This is a genomic window from Streptomyces sp. NPDC042100 (assembly GCF_055582325.1).
Map to the genome: position 1 here is coordinate 432,798 of NZ_JBVJDK010000006.1, position 18,373 is coordinate 451,170.

Consider the following 18,373-nt stretch of genomic DNA (forward strand, 5'->3'; position numbering starts at 1 on the left):
GCCCTCGTACGGCCCGCTACCCCCGGCGCAGCCCGTTCAGCAGCAGCTCCGCGAGCTGGTCGTAGGCCTCGGCGTCGGCCAGACCGGTGGCGGCGGCGACCTGGCGGCGCTGGATGCGGACCATCACGGAGGAGATCACGTCGGCGGCGAAGGTGACGTGCACCTCGCGGAACACCCCGGCCGTCACGCCCTCCTCGATCAGCTCCTGGACCCGCCCGGCCGCCGCGCGGGTGTTGCGCTCGTAGACCTCGGCGGCCGGTTCGAACGCCGCCACGTCGTCGAAGAAGCGCGGCGAGACCGGCGCCAGTTCGGCCGAGACCGCCCGCAGATAGGCGGCCAGCCGCTCGGCCGGGCCGGTCGCGGCGGCCAGTACCGCCTCGACGCGCACGGTCGCGCGCCGGAAGAAGTGGACCACGGCGGCCCGGACGAGCTGCTCCTTGCTCCCGGCCAGCCCGTACAGGGTCCGCTTGGAGCAGTGCAGCCGGGCGGCGAGATCGTCCAGGGTCAGCTGGGCGAAGCCCTCCCCGACCAGCAGCGCCACCAGCTTCTCGAAGAGCTCGGAGCGGCGGGCGGCGCCCCGTCCCGTGAGCTTGGGCGCGTCGGCGGCTGAGGTCTCGATCACCCGAACAGTATGCCGGGTCGCCTCCCGCGGGGGCTTGTGCCGACACCCATCTGCGCTACTCTCACCGGTACTGCCGTACCCCTCGCAGTACCGTTTCGCGTATCAGCCCGCGTCCTGACTGGAGTCGCCATGGATGTCGACCGCCTGCTTCCCACCCCCGAAGCCGCGGACCTCATCGCCCTCGCGCGGGAGATCGCCGACAAGGAGCTCGCGCCGCGCGCCGACGCGCACGAGGAGGCCGAGACGTACCCGGAGGGCCTGTTCGCGACCCTGGGCCGGGCCGGGCTGCTCGGCCTCGCGTACCCCGAGGAGTTCGGCGGCGGCGGTCAGCCCTACGAGGTGTACCTGCAGGTCCTGGAGGAGCTCGCCGCCCGCTGGGCCGCCGTCGCCGTGGCCACCAGCGTCCACACCCTCGCCTGCCACCCCCTGCACTCCTTCGGCACGCCCGAGCAGAAGGAGCGCTGGCTGCCGCAGATGCTCGAAGGGCGCCTGATCGGCGGCTACAGCCTCTCCGAGCCGCAGGCGGGCTCCGACGCCGCCGCCCTCAGCTGCAAGGCCGAGCGCACCACCGGCACCACCGGCACCACCGACGGCGCCGCGTACCGGATCACCGGCAACAAGGCGTGGATCACCCACGGCGGCAAGGCCGGCTTCTACACCCTCTTCGCCCGCACCGCGCCCGGCAGCCACGGCATCTCCTGCTTCCTCGCGCCCGGCGAGACCGAGGGGCTGACCTTCGGCAGGCCCGAGCGCAAGATGGGCCTCCAGGCCGTCCCCACCACCTCCGCCCACTGGGACGGCGCCCTCGTCGACGCCGACCGGCTGATCGGCGAGGAGGGCCAGGGCCTCCAGATCGCCTTCAGTGCCCTCGACTCCGGCCGTCTCGGCATCGCCGCCTGCGCCACCGGGCTCGCCCAGGCGGCGCTCTCCGCCGCCGTCGCGTACGCCAACGAGCGCAGTACCTTCGGCCGCAAGATCGTCGACCACCAGGGTCTCGGCTTCCTCCTCGCCGACATGGCCGCCGCCGTGGACGCCGCCCGCGCCACCTACCTCGACGCGGCCCGCCGCCGCGACCTCGGCCGGCCCTTCAGCCGCCAGGCCAGCGCGGCCAAGCTGATCGCCACGGACACCGCGATGAAGGTCACCACGGACGCCGTGCAGGTCCTCGGCGGCTACGGCTACACCCGGGACTTCCCGGTCGAGCGCTACATGCGCGAGGCCAAGATCATGCAGATCTTCGAGGGGACGAACCAGATCCAGCGCCTGGTCATCAGCCGCCAGCTCAAGGCCTGAACGGAAGAGAGGCCGGACCCTTGCCCATCTCCGGACCCCCGCCCCGCCCCGCCCCGCACGGAGCCCCGCACGGAGCCCCGCCGGTCCGCTGCCGTCCGGCCCGGCCCGCCGACCGGGCCGCGATCGGGGCGCTCGACGACTCCTTCACCACGGACCGGGTGTACGAGGTGCGGGCCGCCGCCGACGGCTTCACGCTGCGCGAGACGCCGGTCGACCCGCCCCTGGTCAAGGTCTTCCCCGACGAGGGCGGCGACGGGGCCTTCGAGGGCCTGCGCGTCGAGGTCGCCGTCGAAGGGCCGGGCGGGGACGTGGTGCGCGGCTATGTCGCCTTCGGCGTGGAGGAGTGGAACCGGCGCCTGATCGTCGACACCATCGCGGTGACGCCCGCGCACCGCGGCGCCGGGGTCGGGCGGGCCCTGATGGAGCGCGCCTGCGCGTACGGGCGGAGCCGGGGCGCCCGTACCGCCTGGCTGGAGGTGACCAACGTGAACGCGCCCGCCGTCCGCGCGTACCGCCGGATGGGCTTCGAGCTCTGCGGGCTCGACACCACCCTCTACCGGGGGACGGCGAGCGAGGGCGAGACCGCCCTCTTCATGAGCAAGCCGCTGTAAGCGGTCAGCACGAGCACGCTCTCACAAGGAGACCCATGGACATCGCTGGTTCCGCCGCACTCGTCACCGGTGCCGCCTCCGGGCTCGGAGCGGCCACCGCCGCCGCGCTCGCCGCGAAGGGGGCCACCGTCTACGGCCTCGACCTCGGCAAGGCCGTCGACGCGGCAGGCGCGGAGCTGCCCGACGGGGTGACCCTGATCGCCGCCGACGTCACCGACGAGGAGCAGGTCCGGGCGGCGCTCGCGCGGATCGACGAGGACGGCGCCGAGCTGCGGCTCGCGGTCAACTGCGCGGGCATCGCCCCCTCGTCGCGGATCCTCGGCCGCAAGGGCCCGCACGACCTCGGGCTCTTCCGGGCCGTCGTGGACGTCAACCTGGTCGGCACCTTCAACGTGATGCGGCTGGCCGCCGAGGCCATCGCCCGCCACGAGCCCGACGCGCACGGCCAGCGCGGACTCGTCGTCAACACCGCCTCCATCGCCGCCTTCGAGGGGCAGGTGGGCCAGATCGCGTACGCCGCCTCCAAGGCGGCCGTCGCCGGGATGACGGTCACCGCCGCGCGCGACCTCGCCTCGTTCGGCATCCGTGTCGTCACGATCGCCCCCGGCATCGTCGACACCCCGATGATGGCCGGATTCAGCGAGGAGATCCGGGCCGGACTCGCCGCCGGCGTCACCTTCCCGCAGCGGCTGGCCCGTCCCGAGGAGTACGCCCGCCTGGTCACCATGATCACCGAGCACGACTACCTCAACGGCGAGACGATCCGGATGGACGGCGCCCTGCGCATGGCGGCCCGCTGACCCCGGGCATGGCACCAAGTGCCGTCGCGCGAGGGATCCGAGTGCTAGGTTTCGGGGTATGAACACCCACCCCGCCAAGCCCTCGATGCGTGACTCCCTCGTCGCGGCGGCCTTCCAGCTCTTCCTGGAGCGCGGCTACGAGCAGACCACCGTCGACGACATCGTGAAGACGGCCGGGGTGGGCCGGCGCTCCTTCTTCCGCTACTTCCCCTCCAAGGAGGACGTGGTCTTCCCCGACCACGAGCAGAGCCTGGCCGACATGACCGAGTTCCTCGCCGCGAGCGAGGACACGGACGACCCGCTGCTGCGGATCTGCGAGGCCACCCGCCTGGTCATGCGGATGTACGCCGAGAACCCCACCTTCTCCGTCCAGCGCTACCGCCTCACCCGCGAGGTGACCGGCCTGCGCACGTACGAGCTCTCCGTGGTCTGGCGGTACGAGAAGACCCTCGGCGACTACCTCCGCACCCGGTTCGCCGACCGCCGCGACGGCACCCTGCGGGCCAACGTGATCGCCGCCTCCGTCGTCGCCGCGCACAACCACGCGCTGCGCCACTGGCTGCGCTCGGGCGGCGAGGGCGACCCGCTGGCCGAGGTGGACCGGGCCCTGGAGTTCGTCCGGGAGACCTGGAGCCCGGAGCCCGCCGCGCCCGCCGAGGGCGACGACGACGTGGTCGTGGTGATCACCAAGCGGTCCACCCCGATGTGGCGCGTGGTGCGCGAGGTCGAGTCGAGCCTCGGGGAGAACTGAGGGAACGCGTCGGGAGCGCGGCGGGAGCGCGTCGGAACACTTCGGAACGCGAGGGGATCTCAGTATCGTCAATTGAGGGAACTCAGGTCTTTATTACTGGCACTGAGTGCCATACCCTCGCTCCATGCACGGTTGAGCCGCCGAGTGCAAGGAGAATCATCGTGTTCCACACCGGGTCCACGGGTCTGCGCAGCGGGGCCGCCGTCCTCGCCGAGGAGTCGGCCGCCGCGCCCGAGCTCCACTTCCAGCGCTGCCGCTGGTGCCACACCACCACCTTCCAGCGCCTGCTCTGCCCGACCTGCGGGTCGACCGACCTTTCCCCCGAACTCAGCGCGGGGGAAGGGGTGGTGTCGGTGCGGCGCGGCTTCACCGCGGCCGAGGCGGACCTCTGGCCGGTGCACATGGCGGAGGGTTTCGTGGTGCGCTGCCGGGTCGACGGGCCGCCCCACGCGGTGCGCCCCGGGGTCCGGGTCAGGCTGGCCGCCGGCACCCTCGGCGCGGGCCGCAGGCCGGTCGTCCGGCTCTGCGAGGAGGCCACCCTGGACGGCTGGTTCTGAATGCGCGGAAGGGGGGTGAGTGGCACAGAGTGCCACTCACCCCCCCTTTTTTCTTTTCCGGGTCAGCGCGCGCCGATCTCGTCCGTCAGCTGCGGCAGCACCTCGAACAGGTCGCCGACCACGCCGTAGTCGACCAGGTCGAAGATCGGTGCCTCCGCGTCCTTGTTGACCGCGACGATCGTCTTCGAGGTCTGCATCCCGGCCCGGTGCTGGATCGCGCCGGAGATGCCCGCCGCCACGTACAGCTGCGGGGAGACCTGCTTGCCGGTCTGGCCCACCTGGTTGGAGTGCGGGTACCAGCCCGCGTCCACGGCGGCGCGCGAGGCGCCGACGGCCGCGCCGAGCGAGTCGGCCAGCTTCTCCACGACCGCGAAGCCCTCGGCCGCGCCGACGCCGCGCCCGCCGGAGACGACGATCGCCGACTCGGTGAGCTCCGGGCGGCCGGTGGAGACCCGCGGGGTGCGGGAGACGACCGTGGCCGCGTTGCCCGTGAAGGCGACGGTGACCTGCTCGACCGCGCCCTCGGCCGGAGCGGCCTCGGGGGCGGCGGAGTTCGGCTTGACGGTGATGACCGGGACGCCGCGCGAGACGGCCGACTTCACCGTGTACGAGGCGGCGAAGACCGACTGGGTGGCGACCGGGCCGTTCGCCCCGGCCTCCAGCTCCACGGCGTCGGTGATCAGGCCGGAGCCCAGGCGCAGTGCGACGCGGGCCGCGACCTCCTTGCCCTCGCCGGAGGAGGTGACGAGGACGGCGGCGACGCCCTTGTCCTTCGCGATCTGGGCGAGCGCGTCGACCTTCGGCACGACGAGCCGCTCGGCGAACTCGGGGCCGTCGGCGACGTACACGGTGGCCGCGCCGTACTCGGCGGCCTTCGCCGCGAGGGAGGCGGCGGCCTCCCCGGCGCCGAGGACGACCGCCGAGGGCTCGCCGATCCGGCGGGCCAGGGTGAGCAGTTCGAGGGCCGGCTTGCGGACCGCACCGTCGGCGTGGTCCACGAGGACCAGGATCTCAGCCATGATTCCTTGCTCCTGAAGTGGGGTGACGGCGGATCAGATGAACTTCTGGGCGGAGAGGAACGCGGCGAGCTGCTTGCCGCCCTCGCCCTCGTCCGTGACGATCGTGCCCTGGGTGCGGGCCGGGCGGGCGTCCGCCGACTCGACCAGGGTCCAGGAGCCCGCGAGGCCGACCTCGTCGGCGTCGACGCCGAGGGCGTCCAGGTTCAGCTTCTCGATCGGCTTCTTCTTGGCGGCCATGATCCCCTTGAAGGAGGGGTAGCGCGCCTCGCCCGACTGGTCGGTGACCGAGACGACGGCCGGCAGCGGGGCCTCGACGAGCTCGGTGGCGGCGTCGCCGTCGCGGCGGCCCTTCACGGTCCCGTCCTCGACGGACACCTCGGAGAGCAGGGTGGCCTGGGGCAGGTCCAGCCGCTCGGCGAGCAGCGCGGGCAGCACGCCCATGGTGCCGTCCGTCGAGGCCATGCCGCAGACGATCAGGTCGAAGCCGGTCCGCTCCAGGGCCTTGGCGAGGATCGCGGAGGTGCCGATGACGTCCGAGCCGTGGATGTCCTCGTCGCTGACGTGCACGCCCTTGTCGGCGCCCATCGACAGGGCCTTGCGCAGCGCGTCCTTGGCGTCCTCGGGGCCGACCGTCACGACGGTGACCTCAGCGTCGTCCGCCTCCTCGGCGATCCGCAGCGCCTGCTCCACCGCGTACTCGTCGAGCTCCGAGAGCAGACCGTCCACCTCGGCGCGGTCGACGGTCAGGTCGTCGGCGAAGCCGCGGTCGCCGGTGGCGTCGGGAACGTACTTCACACAGACAGCGATCTTCAGGGTCACGGCCTGTCTCCTTTCAACGGACGGGTGGTTACGGGAGGTTGCGGGCCATGACGATGCGCTGGACCTGGTTGGTGCCCTCGTAGATCTGGGTGATCTTGGCGTCGCGCATCATGCGCTCGACCGGGTAGTCGCGGGTGTAGCCGTAGCCGCCGAGGAGCTGGACGGCGTCGGTGGTCACCTCCATGGCGACGTCGGACGCGAAGCACTTGGCGGCGGCGCCGAAGAAGGTCAGGTCGCCGTCGAGGCGCTCGGACCTGGCGGCGGCGGCGTAGGTGAGCTGACGCGCGGCCTCCAGCTTCATGGCCATGTCGGCGAGCATGAACTGGATGCCCTGGAAGTCGGCGATCGGCTTGCCGAACTGCTTGCGCTCCTTGACGTAGCCCTTGGCGTAGTCGAGGGCGCCCTGGGCGATGCCGATGGCCTGGGCGGCGATGGTGATGCGGGTGTGGTCGAGGGTCTTCATCGCCGTGGCGAAGCCGGTGCCCTCCTCGCCGATCATGCGGTCGGCGGGGATGCGGACGTTGTCGAGGTAGACCTCGCGGGTGGGGGAGCCCTTGATGCCGAGCTTCTTCTCCGGGGCGCCGAAGGAGACGCCCTCGTCGCTCTTCTCGACGACGAAGGCGGAGATGCCCTTGGAGCGCTTCTCCGGGTCGGTGACGGCCATCACCGTGTAGTACTCGGAGACGCCGGCGTTGGTGATCCAGCGCTTGACGCCGTTGAGCACCCAGAAGTCGCCGTCGCGCACCGCGCGGGTCTTCATGCCGGCCGCGTCGGAGCCCGCGTCGGGCTCGGACAGGGCGTACGAGAACATCGCGTCGCCCTTGGCGAGCGGGCCGAGGTACCTGGCCTTCAGCTCCTCCGAGCCGGACAGCATGACGGGCAGCGAGCCCAGCTTGTTCACGGCGGGGATCAGCGAGGAGGAACCGCAGGCGCGGGCGACCTCCTCGATCACGATCACGGTGGCCAGGGCGTCGGCGCCCGCCCCGCCGTAGGACTCGGGGACGTGGACGGCGTGCAGATCGGCCGCGACCAGCGCGTCCAGCGCCTCCTGGGGGAACCGCCCCTCCTCGTCCACCGCCGCGGCGAACGGGGCGATCTTCGCCTCCGCGAGGGCGCGGACCGTCTCGCGGAGCATGTCGTGCTCCTCCGACAGGCGATACAGGTCGAAGTCCTTGGCCATGATCTGGGGCTCCCCTAGCAATGCTTGTGGCACTTTGGCACTGAGTACCCTCAGCAAAACACACTCAGTGCCATGATGCTAGTGGTCCGGGAGCCCCGTCGCTCAGAAGCCGGGGCGCGGGCGCGTCGTGAGCACCACCGCCGCGGCGAACAGCACCACGTTCTTCACCACGAACTCGCCCACCAGCGTCAGCAGCACCGGATGGGCGTGGTCGAAGGCCAGCTCCGGGGTGACGAACAGCACCGCGAAGGTCCCGAGCAGATGCCCGCCGAGGACCGGCAGCAGCAGCGCCCCGGCCCGCCCGGTGAGCAGCCAGACGCCGAGGACGATCTCCGCCCAGCCGAGCGCCGGCACGAACCAGCCGCCCGTGTCGAAGGGCATCACACCGGCGACGAGCGCCGCCGCCGGGCTCAGCCCGATCGCCTTCAGCACCCCGAACCAGACGAACACCCCGCCGAGCCCGGCCCGCAGCAGCCCCAGGCCGAAGCGGTGCAGGCGCGGCGCGAGCCGCTCGAAGAGGGACGCCGGCGCCGCCGGGGCGGGCGGGCTCGCGGGACGGCGGGTGGACGGGGTCAGCTGCGAGGAAACGGTCATGCGCGGCCACTCCAAACGGATCGCAACGGGGTACGGGATCGGTGAGGTGTCGGCGGACGCGGGCCGCTCGCGGCGGGGCCGCACGGGACGCGCGTCCGAAGGGGGAGCGTCCGGCGGCCGGCGGCCCGCGGGCCCGCCCACGAGGAGGGGCGGCGCCGGGGTGGCCGGGGTGACCGGGGTGGACCCGGGAGCGGGCGCTCCGGGGTCGGCGGTGCGGTGGCGTGCGGCGAGGCGCGGTGCCGCGCCTCGCGGTGGTGCGGGTGGTGCGGGGCGCGCGTCGCGGTGGCGCGGTGCCGCGCGTCGCGGTGGTGCCGGGCGCGGTCCCCGGACGGCCGGAGTCGCCCGCGGGCCCACCGGCGTGCCGGAGCCGCCGGTGCCGCGGGCCCGCCGGCGTGCCCGGCCGGCGGGTGCGCCCCGCCCCGTGCCCCTCCGGCCGCTCGCTCCCGCCCCACGGGTGCGGATCGGCCGGGCCGGGGCCGGTGGTGACCGGCCGCTCCGCGTGGGGGAGCCGGACCGGACCGGGCGGGACCGGGTGCCGTGCCCGCGTGGCACGGCGTACCCGTCCCGGCGGTGCCCGGCGCCCCACACGCTAGCCACTTCCCGGGGCCGCGGCGACGCCCATCGAGTCCTTGCATGTCCGCGATGGAAGAAGCCGATAGGCCGTTGCCCGCGGCGATCGGATCTGGCCAGCCTGAGCTCTGTTCGACCTCTGTTTGAACGACCTCCGTCCGAACGAGCGATCCGCTCCCGCCCCGCACCGCACGCGAAGGAAACCAGGGATGTCTCAGCGACCCGTCTCACCCGCCCCGGCCATCACCCCGGCCACCACCCCGGCCGCCCCGGCGGCCCGCGCGCCGCTGACCCGGCGCCGGGTACTCACCGTCACCGCCGCCGCGGCCGGCGCCTTCGCGCTCGCCCCGGGCGTCGGCACGGCCTCGGCGGCACCCGTCACGCGGTTCGAGGCGGAGACCCGCACCGGCCGCCGGGCGCCCGGCGCCGGCGGCGAGCCCAGCGTCGTGGTGCGCTGGAACCAGGCCGCCATGGACGCCATCCTCGGCCGCTACCAGGCCGCCGGAAACCGCTTCGGCCCCGCCACCGTCAACGCCAGAGCCCTCGCGATCATCCACAACTGCGTCTACGACGCCTGGTCCTGTTACGACCGCCACGCCGTCGGCACCCGCTACGGCGGCGCGCTGCGCCGCCCCCGCGCCGAGCGCACCGTGGACAACAAGAACGAGGCCGTCAGCTACGCCGCCCACCTCGCGCTGCTCGACCTCTTCCCCGAGTACAAGGTCGCCATCGACTCGATGCTGAGCAGCCTCGGCTACGACCCGGCGCTCACCGACCCGCGCCGCGACAGCCCCGCCTGGATCGGCCGCCGCACCGCCCAGGCCGTCCTCGCCTACCGGCACGCCGACGGCGCCAACCAGCTCGGCACCCCCGCGTACACCGACACCACCGGCTACGTCCCCAGGAACCCGCCGCAGACCGCCGGCGCCTTCGACCCGTCGACCGTCGTCGCGCCCGAGCACTGGAGCCCGCTGATCGTCGGCGGCAAGACCCAGCGCTACCTCACCCCGCAGTTCGCCGTCATGAAGCCCTTCGCGCTCAGCCGCCCCGACCAGTTCACGGTCGCCGCGCCGCCCGCGTACCCCTCGGTCCGGATGACCGCCGCCATCGAGGAACTCCTCGACATCAGCGCGCACCTGACGGACGAGCAGAAGGCCATCGCCGAATTCTGGCTCAACGACGACGTCACCCCGCCCGGCGCCCAGCAGATGTGGGGCCGCTACGTCTCCGCCCGCGACGGCCACGGCGTCGACGAGGACGCCAAGCTCTTCTTCGGCCTCAACATGGCCGAGTGCGACGCCGCCATCGGCTCCTGGGCGGTCAAGGCCCAGTACGACTTCGCCCGCCCCTCCACCCTCATCCCCTACGACCGGCGCGGGCAGCAGGTCCGGTCCTGGGGCGGCCCCGGCAAGGGCACCGTCACCATGAACGGCGTCGACTGGCAGGCGTACGTGGCCGTGCCCCCGTTCCCCGCCACCGTCTCCGGCCACAGCACCTTCTCCGGCGCCGCCGCCGAGTTCCTCCGCCGCTTCACCGGCACCGACGCCTTCGGCGACTCCTACCGCTTCAAGGCCGGCACCTCCACCGTCGAGCCCGGCCTCACCCCCCGCACCGACGTCGTCCTCACCTGGCCCACCTTCAGCGAGGCCGCCCACCAGGCCGGCATCTCCCGGGTGTACGGCGGCATGCACTGGAGCTTCGACAACGAGCCCGGCATCGCCATGGGGCACCGCATCGGCCGGGTCGTCCACCGGCAGGCCGAGCGCTACTTCACCGGCTCGCACCGCTGAGGAGACCGACGATGACCCAGACCCAGCAGCCCGCCCCCGCCAAGAGCGGCAGCGGCGCCCCGCCCTTCCCCGGCGCCCGGGCCACCGCCCTCGGCACCCTCGCCACCACCGTCTCGCTGCTCGTCCTCGTGGCGCTCGGCGAGGCCACCGGCAACCTCCTGATGATCGCGCCGCTCGCCGCCACCGCGATGATCATCTGCTCCACGCCCGCGCTGCCGCCCGCCCAGCCCCGCAACGTCCTCCTCGGGCAGCTCGCCTCCGGCGTCCTCGGCCTCGCCGCCGTCGCCCTCTTCGGGCACAGCCTGTGGGTCGCGGCCGCCGCAGCCGGACTCAGCGTCGCCCTGATGCTGCCGCTGCGCGCCATCCACGCCCCGGCCGCCGCCACCGCCGCCCTCGCCGTCCTCCAGCACCCGGCGCCGCTGCGCTTCCTCGTCCTCCTCACGATCGGCAGCGCCCTGCTCGTCCTCGTCGGCCTGATCGCCTCCAAGGCCGGCGTGATCGCCAAATACCCGACGTACTGGTGGTGAACCCGATGACCCGAGACACCCTGCTCGTCAGCGCCGAGGCCCTCCGGGAGCTCCTCGGGCGCCCCGGCAGTCCCGGCGGCCTCGTCATCGTCGAGATCACCGACGGCGGCAACGACGGCGGCGGCCGGGCCGGCCGGATCCCCGGCGCCGTCCGCCTCGACTGGAGCGGCGACCTCCAGGACCCGGTGCGCCGCGACGTCATCGGCCCCGAGACCTTCGCCGCCCTCCTCGGCCGGCACGGCATCGGCCCCGACGACACCGTCCTCTTCTACAGCGGCAACAACAACTGGTGGGCCGCCGCCGGATACTGGCAGTTCCGCCTCTACGGCCACCGCGAACTGCGCCTCCTGGACGGCGGCCGGGCCCGCTGGGAGGCCCTCGGCGGCCCCCTCACCACCGAGGCGCCCGACCGCCCCGCCACCCGCTACCCGGCGCCCGCCGGACCCGACGAGTCCATCCGGGCCCGCCGCGACGACCTGCTCGACCACATCGGCCGCCGCACCCTGCTCGACGTCCGCTCCCTGGAGGAGTACCTCGGGCACAGCAACACCCCGCCCGGCGTCCCCGAGGACACCGGCGTCCGCTGCGGCCACGCCCTCTCCGCCGAGCACCTGCCCTGGCACACCGCCATCCACCCCGACGGCACCTTCCGCGACGACGCCGAACTGCGCGCCGCCTACGGGGCGCTGCCCACCGACCGGGCCACCGTCGTCTACTGCCGGGTCGGCTGGCGCTCCGCCCACAGCTGGTTCGTCCTGCACGAACTGCTCGGCCGCACCGGCATCCGCAACTACGACGGCGCCTGGCGCGAGTTCGGCTCCCTCATCGGCGCCCCCATCGTCAACGGCCCGCAGCCCTGGGGCCCCGACGGCATCCCGTCCGTCGTCGCCCAGCGCACCCCCTCGGAGGTCACCGCCCGTGCCTGACGTCACCGTCTTCCGCGACGTGCTCCGCGACGGCTTCCAGCAGACCGAGCTGCCCTGGACGCCCTGGACCGAACCCGGCCGCGAGGGCGTCGAGTTCGTCGTCCTGTGGGGCCCCGGCCACGCGGGCGAGGAGGACTCCGCCTCCCTGCTGCTCCGCTTCCCGCCCGGCGCCCACGGCGACTTCCACGAACACCTCGGCCACGAACTGATGCTGGTCCTCGACGGCACCCTCGACCACAGCGACGGGCGCCGCTTCCACCGGGGCGACCTCGTCGTCGAGGAGCCCGGCACCCGCCACCAGATGTCCAGCGCGACCGGCTGCACCGTCCTCGCCGTCCGCGCCCGCCCCGCCTCCCCGCGCACCCCGGAGGCCGGCGAGATCACCACCGGCGTCGGCGCGGGCGCCGCCGCCGACGCCGCCTGAGCCGGCCGTCCGGCCGCCAGATCCCGGTCCAGATCCCGGTCCCGGTCCCCGGCCACGCCGCCGGGGCCGGTCCGACCGGCGCACCCGCACCCCGTGCCCGTACCGCGCGCGAACCCTCCCCGCCGTGCCGCGCACACCCCTCGTACACCCCCTCCGCCCCCCTGGCACCCGTGCGTCTCCGCACGCCCCGGGAGCCCCGGGCGCGACCGCGCACGCCCGCACGCCCCGCATCCGCACCGTCTCTGGAGTCGTCATGCACCCCTCGTACCGTCCGGACAGCGACAGTCCGCGCCGGGTCCTGCTCACCACCGGATCCTCCGACGCGCACACCTGGAACCTCGTCCACCTCCAGCTCTTCCTGGAGGAGCACGGGCACTCCGTGCTCAACCTCGGGCCCTGCGTGCCCGAGCGGCTGCTCGTCGACACCGCCCGGATGACCCACCCCGACCTCGTCGTCCTCTCCTCCGTCAACGGCCACGGACACCAGGACGGGCTGCGCGCCGCCCGCGCCCTGCGCGCGGACCGGCGCACCCGGGAGATCCCCATGGTCATCGGCGGCCTCCTCGGCATCTCGCCCGAAGGCGCCGAGCGGCGCACCGCCGAACTCCTCGACGCCGGCTACGACGAGGTGTACGCCGACGGCACCGCCCCCACCGCCCTGCTGAAGCGGCTCGCCGGCCCCGCCGCGCCCGCCGCCGCGCTCAGAGGCGCGTGTACCGGGCGGGCCGCGGCGTGACCCCTGCCGCGCAGCCCGATCTCGGCGCGTTCGTCCACGAGGCCGCCCAGGCCGGAGAACTCGTCGTCCAGCCCCGGATGGGCATGGTCGCCCCCGCCGACATGGCCGCCGGCGTCACCGCCGTCGCCGAGCTCCCCGAGCGGACCGTCGCCACCCTCACCATCGACAGCTACACCCGCGTCGGCGACCACGCCGCCGCCACCGCCGCCCTGCGCGCCGGACAGCCCCTCAACGGCTTCCCGCTCGTCAGCCACGGCCCCGCCACCACCGCCCGCGTCGCCGCCTCGGCCGGCCGCCGCACCCCCGTCCAGGTCCGGCACGGCTCCGCCGACCCGATGGCCATCTTCCGCACCATGACCGCCGCCGGACTCGCCGCCAGCGAAGGCGGCCCCGTCTCCTACTGCCTGCCCTACGGGCGCACCCCGCTCGCCGAATCCGTCGCCGCCTGGCGGGACTCCGTGCAGTTCCTCACCCAGGAGAGCCGCGACCAGGGCCGCCGCGCCCACCTGGAGTCCTTCGGCGGCTGCCTCCTCGGCCAGCTCTGCCCGCCGTCGCTGCTCGTCGCCGTCTCCGTCCTGGAATGCCTCTTCTTCGCGCAGAACGGCGCCACCAGCGTCTCCCTCTCGTACGCCCAGCAGACCCACGCCGCCCAGGACACCGGCGCCCTCGCCGCGCTGCGGCTGCTCGCCGACGAGCTGCTGCCGCCCGCCGTCGACCGGCACCTCGTGCTCTACACCTACATGGGCGTCTACCCGCGCACCGTGCCCGGCGCCCGGCTGCTGCTGCGCCGCAGCGCCGAACTCGCCGTGCGCGGCGGGGCCCAGCGCCTCATCGTGAAGACCGAGACGGAGGCGCACCGCATCCCCACCGTCCAGGAGAACCTGACCGCGCTGCGCGTCGCCGCCGACGCCGCCCGCGCCGCCCGCGCCCGCACCGGCGCCGCCGCGCCGCCGGGCGGCGGCCTGGCCGGGGCCGACACGGAGGAGATCCTCGCCGAGGCCCGCGCCCTGGTCGGCGCCGTCCTCGCGCTCTCCGACGACCTCGGCACCGCGCTCCTCAAGGCCTTCGACCGGGGCCTGCTCGACGTGCCGTTCTGCCTGCACCCCGACAACCGGGGCGCGGCCCGCTCGGCCGTCGCCGCCGACGGCCGGCTCCAGTGGACCGACCTCGGCGCGCTGCCGCTGCTCACCACCAGCCGGAGGACCACGCCGATGACCTCGCGTCAGCTCGCCGGGATGCTCGGCCGGGTCGCCCGCGAACACGACCTGGCGGCCGAGACCGACCCGCCGCCCGAGCCCGCCCCGCCGCCCGCCCCGCGCTGCCTCGCCGACCCGGTCCGCCCGCCGCTGCGGGTCGCCTTCGCCGGCATGGGCCCGCGCGGCCTGTCCGTCCTGGAGCGGCTCGCCGCCCACTGCGCCGAGCGTCCGCCGGGCCGCCGGATCGAGGCGTACGCGATCGATCCGCACGCACCGGGGGCCGGCCGGATCTGGCGCACCGACCAGTCGCCGCTGTTCCTCATGAACACCCCGGCGCAGGAGGTCACCATGTTCTCCGGCCCCGCCGACGCCGGACCGCACCGGCCGGGCGCCGGACCCACCCTCGGCGAGTGGTGGGCGGCTGAGGACCCCGCGCACGCCGAACCCGAGGGCTATGCCCCGCGCCGGGTCTACGGGCGCTACCTCGCCTACGTGATGGAGCGGATCGAGGCGACCCTGCCGCCCTGCCTGACCGTCCGCCGGGTGCCCGCCCGGGTGCTCTGCGCCGACCGCGCGCCCGGCGCCGGCGCCGAAGGGGCCGCCACCGAAGAGGCCGGGGCCGTGCGGGCCGGGGCGGAGGCGGCCGGGGCCGGGGCCGGGGCGGCGGGCGTCCACCGGCTGCGGCTCGACAGCGGCGACGTCCTGACCGCCGACCGGCTGGTCCTCGCCACCGGCCACCCCGTCACCCTGCCGGACGCGGCCGAACGCGCCCGCGCGGAGTTCGCCCGCGCCCACTCCACCCCCGCCCGCCCCGTCCGGTACGTGCCCGGCGGCTCGGCGGCCGAGATGCCGCTGGCCGACATCCCGGCGGGCGCCAGCGTCGGCGTCATCGGCATGGGCCTCACCTTCTACGACGTGCTCGCCGAGCTCACCCTCGGGCGCGGCGGCGCCTTCACCGAGGGCGGCGACGGGCTGCTGTACCTGCCGAGCGGCAAGGAGCCCCGGATCCACGCCGGTTCGCGCGGCGGAGTGCCGCTGCTGACCCGGGGCGCCAACCAGAAGGCACCCGGCCACCGCTACCGCCCGGTCCTCTTCACCCCCGGGCGGATGGCCCGGCTGCGCGAGGAGCACGCCCCGCTCGACTTCGAGCGGTCCGTGCTGCCGTGGCTGCTCGCCGAGGTCAACACGGTGCTGCTGGCCACCCGGATCCGGCAGGTCCACGGGCCCGACGCGGCCCGGGAGTTCACCGAGCGGGCGGAGGACGGGCTGGCCCGCGCCCCGGAGCTCCCGGTGCTCCAGCGGATCGCCGCCGGCTACCGGATCGACCCGCTGCCGCTGACCGGACTCGACGCGCTGGCCCGGCCGTTCGGCGAACGCCGCTTCGGCTCGCCCGCCGAGTTCCACAAGGTGCTCACCGAGTGGCTCCGCGCCGACCTGGGCGACGCCCGGCTCGGCAACGCGGACGGCCCGATGAAGGCGGCGGCGGACGTGCTGCGGGACGTGCGGCAGACCATCCGGAGCGTGGTCGACTTCGGCGGGCTGACCCCCGAGTCGCACCGCTGGTTCCTCGCCGTGTTCGGACCGGTCGCCTCGCTGGTCTCGACCGGCCCCCCGCAGCTGCGGTCCGAACAGTTCCTGGCGCTCCTCGCGGCCGGGGTGCTCGAACCCGTCGGCCCGGGCGCCCGCTTCGGCACCGACCCGGTCGAGGGCCGCTTCACGGTCGAGTCGGCGGCGGTGGAGAACTCCTGGACCCCGCTGGACGTCCTCGTCGACGCCCGGGTCCCCGGCACCGACCTGGCCGCCGACCGCGATCCGCTGATCCGGTCCCTGCTCGCCGACGGCCGGATCCGGCGCTTCGTCAACGCGGCGGAGGGCGGACCCGGCGGCGGTGTACGGGAGTTCGCCACCGGCGGCATGGACTGCACCGACGCGCCGTTCCACCCGCTCGGCGCGGACGGGGAGCCGGACCGGACCACCCATGTGCTCGGCATCCCGAGCGAGCACACCCGCTGGTTCACCCAGGTGGGCAGCGGGCGGCCCGGCCCGTGGGGCTCCTTCGTCAAAGACGCCGACGCGATCGCCTCGGCACTGATCGGAGCGGCGGAATGAGCACCCTCGCCCGTCCCGGCGCCGCCTACGCCGCCCACCGGGCGACGGCGGCGCACGAGGAGTACCGGGCCGCCCGGGACCTGCTGCTGAGGCTGCGCGGCGACCGCGAGGCGGCCGAGGCCGCCTTCCGGTGGCCGAGGGCCCGGCACTTCAACTGGGCCCTGGAGTGGTTCGACGTGGTCGCCGAGGGCAACGAGCGCACCGCCCTGGAGATCCTCGGCCGGCCCGCCCCGGACGGCACGGTCCCGGTCACCGACCGGGTCACCTTCGCCGAACTCGCCGCCCGCTCCGACGAGGTGGCGGTGTCCCTGGCGGAGGCGGGGGTGCTCCCCGGCGACCGGGTGCTGATCCTGCTCGGGACCCGTACGGAACTGTGGGAGACGCTCCTCGGCTGCATCAAGCTCGGCGCGGTCGTCGTCCCCGGCTACCAGGACCTCACCCGCGACGAGGCCGCCGACCGGCTCGCCCGAGGCGGCATCCGGCACGTCGTCTGCGCCCCCGGACTCATCCACCTGATCGGCGGGTCGCCCGTACCGGGGCTGCGCATGGCGCCGGACGCGGCGGGACTGCCCGGCTGGACCCCGTACCCCGGCACCCGCGACCCCGACCGCCGCCGGCCCTTCCTGCCCGCCGGGCCGACCCGCGCCGCCGACCCGTCGTTCTGCTACTTCACCTCCGGTACCACCTCGCTGCCGAAACTGGTCGAGCACTCCCACGCCGGCTACGGCGTCGGGCACCTCTCCAGCCTCTACTGGAGCGGGCTGCGCCCCGGCGACCGGCACCTCAACCTGTCCGCGCCCGGCTGGGCCAAGCACTCCTGGTCCAGCTTCTTCGTCCCCTGGACGGCCGGCGCCACGGTCGTCGCCCCGCCGGACGGCGGGCTCCCGCCGTCCGCGCTGCCCGGCGTCCTGGCCGCCCAGCGGATCAGCAGCCTGTGCGCGCCGCCGAGCGCGTGGCGGGCGATGCTGCCGTACGTGACGGAGGGCCGGGGCGCGCCGAGGCTGCGGGAGGCGACGGCGGCGGGGGAGCCGCTGACGGCGGAGGTCACGGACCGGATCGAGGCGGCCTGGGGGGTACGGGTCAGGGACGGCTACGGCCAGACGGAGGCGACCGCCCTGATCGGCCGCGCCCCCGACACCCCGGCCCCGCTCTCCCCGCTGGGCCACCCGCTGCCGGGCTACCGGATCGTGCTGCGGGACCCGGAGACGGGCCTCGCGGGGGAGGCGGGGGAGGTGTGCGTGGACCTGACGGACCGGCCGCCGGGGCTGATGCGGGGATACATAGACGAGAGGGGCGAGGGGGACGAGAGGGACGAGAGGGACGAGAGGGGCAAGGGGGACGAGGGGGCCGAGAGGGCCGAGAGGGACGGGCGGCGCGGACGGCGCGGGAGGGACGGCGCGGGCGGTGCGGGCGGTCCGGACCCGCGGACCGCCGCCGTCTTCGCCGACGGGCTGTACCGGACCGGCGACCGGGGCGAGCGCTGCGCCGACGGCTCGATCCGGCTGCTGGGGCGGATGGACGAGGTGTTCAAGTCGCGGGGGCACCGGATCTCCCCGATGGAGATCGAGGCGGTGCTGCGCGGCCACCCGGCGGTCGCGGACGCGGCCGTGGTCCCCGGCCCCGACGAGCACGGCGGCGGTCTCGCCCCGTACGCGGTGGTCGAGACCCGCAACGCCTACCAGGCCGAGCTCTTGGAGCGGGAGCTGACGGCCCTGGTGGCGAGGCGGCTGGCGCCGGTCTTCGTCCCCCGGGGCGTCGCCGTGGTCCCGTCCCTGCCCCGCACCCGCTCGGGCAAGGTGCGCCGGGGCGCGCTGCGGCCGGACGGGCGGATCGTCCCGTAGGGGGGTCC

Annotated in this window: 17 protein-coding genes; 12 read left to right on the plus strand and 5 right to left on the minus strand. The window is 74.7% G+C overall.

Annotation, left to right across the window (positions count from 1 at the left end; genetic code table 11):
* Window positions 1-16: 16 nt before the first annotated feature.
* Window positions 17-622 (minus strand): TetR/AcrR family transcriptional regulator, encoded by a 606-nt coding sequence (locus tag ACZ6J5_RS16625; RefSeq protein ID WP_469392004.1) that lies wholly within the window; start codon window positions 620-622, stop codon window positions 17-19.
* Window positions 623-751: 129 nt separating this feature from the next.
* Between ACZ6J5_RS16625 and ACZ6J5_RS16630 the strand changes: the two genes are divergently transcribed.
* From ACZ6J5_RS16630 to ACZ6J5_RS16650, 5 genes are all read left to right on the plus strand, one after another.
* Window positions 752-1,915, plus strand: coding sequence for an acyl-CoA dehydrogenase family protein (locus ACZ6J5_RS16630; protein WP_469392005.1), 1,164 nt, complete (start codon window positions 752-754; stop codon window positions 1,913-1,915).
* Between the two features lie 26 nt (window positions 1,916-1,941).
* A complete protein-coding gene (locus ACZ6J5_RS16635; protein ID WP_469392166.1) occupies window positions 1,942-2,526 on the plus strand; it encodes a GNAT family N-acetyltransferase in 585 nt (194 codons plus the stop codon).
* A gap of 35 nt (window positions 2,527-2,561) precedes the next feature.
* Entirely contained in the window at window positions 2,562-3,326 is a 765-nt protein-coding gene (locus tag ACZ6J5_RS16640; protein ID WP_469392007.1) for an SDR family NAD(P)-dependent oxidoreductase, read from the plus strand.
* A 58-nt stretch (window positions 3,327-3,384) separates the two neighbouring features.
* Complete coding sequence (locus ACZ6J5_RS16645; RefSeq protein ID WP_469392009.1) at window positions 3,385-4,077, plus strand: TetR/AcrR family transcriptional regulator; 693 nt, start codon at window positions 3,385-3,387, stop codon at window positions 4,075-4,077.
* Window positions 4,078-4,238: 161 nt separating this feature from the next.
* Window positions 4,239-4,634 (plus strand): Zn-ribbon domain-containing OB-fold protein, encoded by a 396-nt coding sequence (locus tag ACZ6J5_RS16650; RefSeq protein WP_469392011.1) that lies wholly within the window; start codon window positions 4,239-4,241, stop codon window positions 4,632-4,634.
* 62 nt (window positions 4,635-4,696) lie between these two features.
* Here ACZ6J5_RS16650 and ACZ6J5_RS16655 read toward each other — a convergent pair whose 3' ends face one another.
* The 4 genes from ACZ6J5_RS16655 to ACZ6J5_RS16670 all read right to left on the minus strand — a co-directional run bounded on the left by ACZ6J5_RS16655 (window position 4,697) and on the right by ACZ6J5_RS16670 (window position 8,246).
* Window positions 4,697-5,653, minus strand: a complete 957-nt coding sequence (locus ACZ6J5_RS16655; protein ID WP_469392012.1) for an electron transfer flavoprotein subunit alpha/FixB family protein — start codon at window positions 5,651-5,653, stop codon at window positions 4,697-4,699.
* 33 nt (window positions 5,654-5,686) lie between these two features.
* Window positions 5,687-6,472: an electron transfer flavoprotein subunit beta/FixA family protein gene (locus ACZ6J5_RS16660; protein WP_469392014.1), complete on the minus strand. Its 786-nt coding sequence runs from the start codon at window positions 6,470-6,472 to the stop codon at window positions 5,687-5,689.
* 28 nt (window positions 6,473-6,500) lie between these two features.
* Window positions 6,501-7,652, minus strand: coding sequence for an acyl-CoA dehydrogenase family protein (locus ACZ6J5_RS16665; protein ID WP_469392016.1), 1,152 nt, complete (start codon window positions 7,650-7,652; stop codon window positions 6,501-6,503).
* A gap of 102 nt (window positions 7,653-7,754) precedes the next feature.
* Window positions 7,755-8,246, minus strand: a complete 492-nt coding sequence (locus ACZ6J5_RS16670; RefSeq protein WP_469392018.1) for a hypothetical protein — start codon at window positions 8,244-8,246, stop codon at window positions 7,755-7,757.
* A 779-nt stretch (window positions 8,247-9,025) separates the two neighbouring features.
* On the opposite strand from ACZ6J5_RS16670, the gene ACZ6J5_RS16675 reads away from it, so the two are divergent.
* From ACZ6J5_RS16675 to ACZ6J5_RS16705, 7 genes are all read left to right on the plus strand, one after another.
* Window positions 9,026-10,606 carry a vanadium-dependent haloperoxidase gene (locus ACZ6J5_RS16675; RefSeq protein WP_469392019.1) on the plus strand — a complete coding sequence of 527 codons (1,581 nt, stop codon included), beginning with the start codon at window positions 9,026-9,028 and terminating at the stop codon, window positions 10,604-10,606.
* 11 nt (window positions 10,607-10,617) lie between these two features.
* Window positions 10,618-11,133 carry an HPP family protein gene (locus ACZ6J5_RS16680; RefSeq protein WP_469392021.1) on the plus strand — a complete coding sequence of 172 codons (516 nt, stop codon included), beginning with the start codon at window positions 10,618-10,620 and terminating at the stop codon, window positions 11,131-11,133.
* Between the two features lie 5 nt (window positions 11,134-11,138).
* A complete protein-coding gene (locus tag ACZ6J5_RS16685) occupies window positions 11,139-12,059 on the plus strand; it encodes a sulfurtransferase (protein ID WP_469392023.1) in 921 nt (306 codons plus the stop codon).
* Window positions 12,052-12,483: a cupin domain-containing protein gene (locus tag ACZ6J5_RS16690; RefSeq protein ID WP_469392025.1), complete on the plus strand. Its 432-nt coding sequence runs from the start codon at window positions 12,052-12,054 to the stop codon at window positions 12,481-12,483. Before ACZ6J5_RS16685 ends, ACZ6J5_RS16690 begins: the two co-directional genes overlap by 8 nt.
* A gap of 253 nt (window positions 12,484-12,736) precedes the next feature.
* Window positions 12,737-13,219: a cobalamin B12-binding domain-containing protein gene (locus ACZ6J5_RS16695; RefSeq protein WP_469392027.1), complete on the plus strand. Its 483-nt coding sequence runs from the start codon at window positions 12,737-12,739 to the stop codon at window positions 13,217-13,219.
* The gene (locus ACZ6J5_RS16700) at window positions 13,216-16,524 is read left to right on the plus strand and encodes an FAD/NAD(P)-binding protein (protein ID WP_469392029.1); all 3,309 of its coding nucleotides are present in this window, start codon (window positions 13,216-13,218) and stop codon (window positions 16,522-16,524) included. The genes ACZ6J5_RS16695 and ACZ6J5_RS16700 overlap by 4 nt, the downstream gene beginning before the upstream one ends.
* Window positions 16,521-18,365, plus strand: coding sequence for an acyl-CoA synthetase (locus tag ACZ6J5_RS16705; protein ID WP_469392031.1), 1,845 nt, complete (start codon window positions 16,521-16,523; stop codon window positions 18,363-18,365). The genes ACZ6J5_RS16700 and ACZ6J5_RS16705 overlap by 4 nt, the downstream gene beginning before the upstream one ends.
* Window positions 18,366-18,373: the final 8 nt, after the last annotated feature.